At 44.7% G+C, this 4149-nt stretch carries 7 protein-coding genes and 1 pseudogene; 7 read left to right on the forward strand and 1 reads right to left on the reverse strand.

Annotation, left to right across the window (positions count from 1 at the left end; translation table 11 throughout):
• The first annotated feature begins 86 nt into the window (after positions 1 to 86).
• The 4 genes from R0134_RS16425 to R0134_RS16440 are packed head-to-tail and all read left to right on the forward strand — an operon-like array spanning position 87 to position 1192.
• Positions 87 to 662 carry a hypothetical protein gene (locus tag R0134_RS16425; protein WP_319784501.1) on the forward strand — a complete coding sequence of 192 codons (576 nt, stop codon included), beginning with the start codon at positions 87 to 89 and terminating at the stop codon, positions 660 to 662.
• Positions 663 to 684: 22 nt separating this feature from the next.
• Complete coding sequence (locus tag R0134_RS16430) at positions 685 to 840, forward strand: hypothetical protein (protein WP_319784502.1); 156 nt, start codon at positions 685 to 687, stop codon at positions 838 to 840.
• 20 nt (positions 841 to 860) lie between these two features.
• Positions 861 to 989 carry a hypothetical protein gene (locus R0134_RS16435; RefSeq protein WP_319784503.1) on the forward strand — a complete coding sequence of 43 codons (129 nt, stop codon included), beginning with the start codon at positions 861 to 863 and terminating at the stop codon, positions 987 to 989.
• Entirely contained in the window at positions 986 to 1192 is a 207-nt protein-coding gene (locus tag R0134_RS16440; RefSeq protein ID WP_319784504.1) for a hypothetical protein, read from the forward strand. The genes R0134_RS16435 and R0134_RS16440 overlap by 4 nt, the downstream gene beginning before the upstream one ends.
• Before the next feature lie 79 nt (positions 1193 to 1271).
• Here the strand turns inward: R0134_RS16440 and R0134_RS16445 are convergent, their stop codons facing one another.
• Positions 1272 to 1559, reverse strand: coding sequence for a mobilization protein (locus R0134_RS16445; RefSeq protein WP_319784505.1), 288 nt, complete (start codon positions 1557 to 1559; stop codon positions 1272 to 1274).
• Positions 1560 to 1763: 204 nt separating this feature from the next.
• Here R0134_RS16445 and R0134_RS16560 point away from each other — a divergent pair.
• From R0134_RS16560 to R0134_RS16570, 3 genes and pseudogenes are all read left to right on the forward strand, one after another.
• Positions 1764 to 2408: pseudogene (locus R0134_RS16560) on the forward strand (MobA/MobL family protein); the annotation flags it as partial.
• A 157-nt stretch (positions 2409 to 2565) separates the two neighbouring features.
• On the forward strand, positions 2566 to 2928 hold the full coding sequence (locus R0134_RS16565) for an IncQ-type mobilization protein MobB (RefSeq protein WP_413641472.1): 363 nt from the start codon (positions 2566 to 2568) through the stop codon (positions 2926 to 2928).
• Between the two features lie 92 nt (positions 2929 to 3020).
• Entirely contained in the window at positions 3021 to 3860 is an 840-nt protein-coding gene (locus R0134_RS16570) for a RepB family DNA primase (protein WP_413641473.1), read from the forward strand.
• Positions 3861 to 4149: the final 289 nt, after the last annotated feature.

The following is a 4149-nucleotide window of genomic DNA, read 5'->3' on the forward strand; positions in this document are numbered from 1 at the left end:
TGACTTCAATCACAAAATGATTAGAGTTTAACGACAAATGATTGAGTTTCGATCATGGCATGAGACATATATGTAAAGGCTAATTTATGAGCAATCAAGAAGACGAAATCCAAAGATTAAGGCAGCAAGTTATAAAAATGTCTGACTTGCTTGAAGCCGAGCGAATTTCTCAGCGATTACCTAAAAACATGGACTTTGTTCAAGTGTCCAGAGCAGAGCTAAGAGCGATTGGAGAGCTAGGAGCTAAGAGCGCCTTAGCACTCGATTTACTGATGGTTCTAGCCCAGTCTATGGACAAGCAAAACGCTGTTATGATTTCGTTCAAAGCCATGGAGACAATTCTAGGAAAATCACGGCCAACATTAGACAGAGCTGTGAGAGTTTTAAAGGAAGATAAATGGGTTCAAGTTGTCAAGGTCGGCACCGCAAACGCCTACATTTTGAATAGTGCTGTTTTCTGGACAGACAAGGGGAACAATCGCTATTTATCAGACTTTAGCGCCAAGGTAATAACTACTCTAGACGAGCAAGATAAAGACCTAAGAGCAAACCCTAAAGTTAAGTTGAAACGGGTGCCAACACTAATTTCAAAATCTGAAAGAATGGTAGTCGGTAATGACAAATTACCACCACCAGATCAAACAGATTTAGATTTGGACTAACCACTAAAACAGGAGTGTTAAAATGCACGAAACAAACGCAGATCATGAAGACAGGGACGACGACGAAGAAACTAATATCGGCTGTGAAGATTGCGGCTGTCATGGTGTGTTTTATTATACCAAGGGTCGTGGTTTTTTATGTGACCGTTGTTTAAATTATGAAGAGCACGAGCGTTAACCGTTAAGCGGGGTTTATGAATGGAAAGTTTTGAAAAGTGGTGCGAGCATTACGACTATGATCCCAATGCTAAAGAAGCAAAGGAAGATTATGAAAAGTATTGCGAGCAGTTAAATTTCTTTAGAGATATAGCGAGAAATAACGAATGACTTATTATATAAAAAGTGAAAAGGGATTTTGGAAAAAAGATGCGCGTGGTTACACAAACGACGAGAAAGAAGCGGGTACTTTTTCCTTTAAGACTATGCACGAACTGGGGTTAAATCTTGACTACTGCACATTGATTGCAGCCAGCCAACAGCAGCGAACTTTAGTAAAGATGGAAGATGAAACCCCAGCCGCATGGCACTAGCCAAACATTCACTAACTACACACCGCCCCTGCGCTGCGCTTGAGGGATAAAGGCGGCCAAGGCCGCAAAGTAAAGTGCATCACTCAGGGGCGTTATTGTCACTGCTGACAACGCCTTTTTTACCAAGTCCAAAAAGCTCCCTATCACTATCACGGTCTAAGAATTGATCCATAGCAGTTTGCAGCCTGTCTTCTGGCCATTCCTTGCTGTCAACCTTAGCTAATATCATCGCACCAATCAGAACCTTCTGCCTTGTTTCATCCTTCCTTTTTTGCTGCTGCTCCCTTGCTTTTACTCTTTGAATTTCGGCGTTTATTTTCGCTCTCTTTTCTTCAAGTTTAGCTAGTCGATCATCTGATTTACTCATTGCTTACCTCTTTGTTTTACGGTAAGCATTAGAGTATCATCAGATGGAGCAGGGCGCAATCTAACCACCGAGCGAAGAGAGGAGGGCGCACTTAGGGGTTTCTCCTGCACTCGCTGCGCTCCTTTGAGAAACCCCGTGCGAAGGTGTGCCACCTTTAGAGCTAAGATAGACCAAGACAAATTTTTAACTTGAGGTTTAAAATTCATGGCCATTTATCACCTGACAGTTAAAACTGGCAGCCGAAAAAACGGCCAGTCAGCTAAGGCCAAGTCTGACTACATACAACGGGAAAATAAATATTCCCGTGATAAAGATGAAGTCGTTTATACCCAATCGGGGAACATGCCCGAGTGGGTAGAAAAACCTAGTGAATTTTGGGACGCATCGGATTTATATGAGCGTTCCAATGCAACGCTTTTTCGTGAAGTGGAATTTGCTTTACCGACAGAACTAACAGTCGAGCAGCAAAAAAAACTAGCTGGTAGTTTTGCTGACCATTTAACAGGGAAACTAAATCTAACTTACACGCTAGCGATCCATGCAGGAAATGGTGATAACCCTCATTGTCATCTTATGATTTCAGAACGAATAAATGATGGGATAAGTCGGACGCCTGACAAATGGTTCAAGCGTTATAATTCCAAAGAGCCAGAGAAAGGCGGTGCTAAAAAAGCAGACATTGCAAGCCGCCGTAAAGATTGGTTAAACGACACAAGATCATCATGGGAAAAACACGCTAACAAAGCGTTAGCTTTAGCTGGAAGTGATGCACGGATAGACCACAGAACACTAGAAGAGCAAGGCATAAATAGAGTGCCGCAAATTCATATCGGTGCAAAAGTTATTGAAATGGAAAACCGAGGAATTAAAACAGACAGAGCAGAAATTGCTTTAAATGTTGATGCTGCAAATCAGGAAATCAAACAGCTAGAAACGGAAATAAGGGTATTAAACTATGAGCACAATATCGAAACTAAAAAACGTACGGAACGTGGAGGAATTGGCAATGGAGATCGAGCCATTGGCGATAGCCCTAGCGGAATTATCAGACCGAGCGGAACAGTCGATAATAGCCCAAGAGGAAGCGAGCAAAAGGCAAGCGGCAGAGTGGACGAGTTACCAAAAGAAATCAGCCGACCAATGGACGGAAGTAGCGAAAGAAATGAACAAAGCCGCCAACGGGGTTTGGAACACGACAGACAAGGCGAGGGAGACAATAGGGGGGCTGGGTCGTCGGATTTGGTTGTGGGTTCTAATGGCTTCACTAACACCTATTCTAGTGCTGCTGATCGTATTGCTAATCTTATTCAATCCAAGCCTGACGGAACAAGACGGGATCAGCTATCTGATAATTCGGTTGGGCTGGTGAACGATAAAACTTACCTAGCTGTTAGGCGCCAGATCACGGCTATGAAATGCACCGATTTTGAAGTGGGAATCAGGGACAAAAACGGGCAAATGATGAGCCGTAAATGGACTGATAAAGAGCTGCTGAATTCGGTGCCCTGGCTAAAGCGTGAAAACGCCAAAGGGGCTGATATTTACATTCGGCCATCGGGCGATAAAAACCACGGGATCATACTTGTTGATGACGTAAATCAAGGCCAAATAGCGCAAATGAAAGCCAAGGGATTGGAGCCGGCCACCGTTATCGAAACAAGCCCGAAAAACTATCAAGCGTGGATTCGAGTATCAGAAAAGCCGCTTGATCCTGCTATTGCCACCCACATAAGCAAATCCATAGCCTCACATTTTGGCGCTGACGCAAACAGCGCAGATTGGCGGCATTACGGACGCTTAGCGGGCTTTACAAACAAAAAACCCGAACATACAAACGAAATGGGGCATAACCCATGGGTTTTATCTCATGAGTCGAGCGGTAAATCTGCCACGAACGGAACCGCCTTAGTGGACGCAACGACCAAGGACGTACAAAACCAACAGGCTGTAACCGAGCGTAAGACACGCCTAGAAAGCGCCCTAAACGGACGCACAAGCGATTTCCCAAGCAAAGCCATACGTGAGTACCAAAACCAGCTAAAAACGCTTACAGAGCGTTATGGGGAGTCCATGGATATATCGAAAGCCGATTACATGATCTGCACCTCAATGGCTAAAAAGGGGTATGACCCTAGCAGCATCGTAGAGGCGCTAGAGCAGGCCAGCCCTGAACTTCCGACCCGTAAGGCAGGGCATGAGCTGGACTATTGCCAGCGCACGGTTAAGGCCGTTTTTGCACAGCCAGAGGTGATCCAAGCCGTTACACAAGACCAAACAAACAGCCGCGGATTTGGCCGTTAGGTTTTTGCGGCCTTGGCCGCCTTTATCCCTCAAGCGCAGCGCAGGGGCGGTGTGTAAATCTGGGGTTAGGCATCGCCTAGGGGCAAGGCCACTAATGAGATTAAGAGAGAACACATAAAATAATAGGGTTTTAAATGCTTGTATCCCTTGTGTGGTAAGGCTCTAAAGCAGATTGTTCATTTTTTGATATGTCTCATGTACATGAGGCATATATGTAAAGCTCTAGGGGTTTTACATAGATCGGGGTGCCATGATTAACCGCCAATCAAAACGACAGGCCGAAATGATT

The organism is Oceanisphaera sp. IT1-181, from assembly GCF_033807535.1.
In the GTDB taxonomy this organism is placed as follows: Bacteria; Pseudomonadota; Gammaproteobacteria; order Enterobacterales; family Aeromonadaceae; genus Oceanimonas.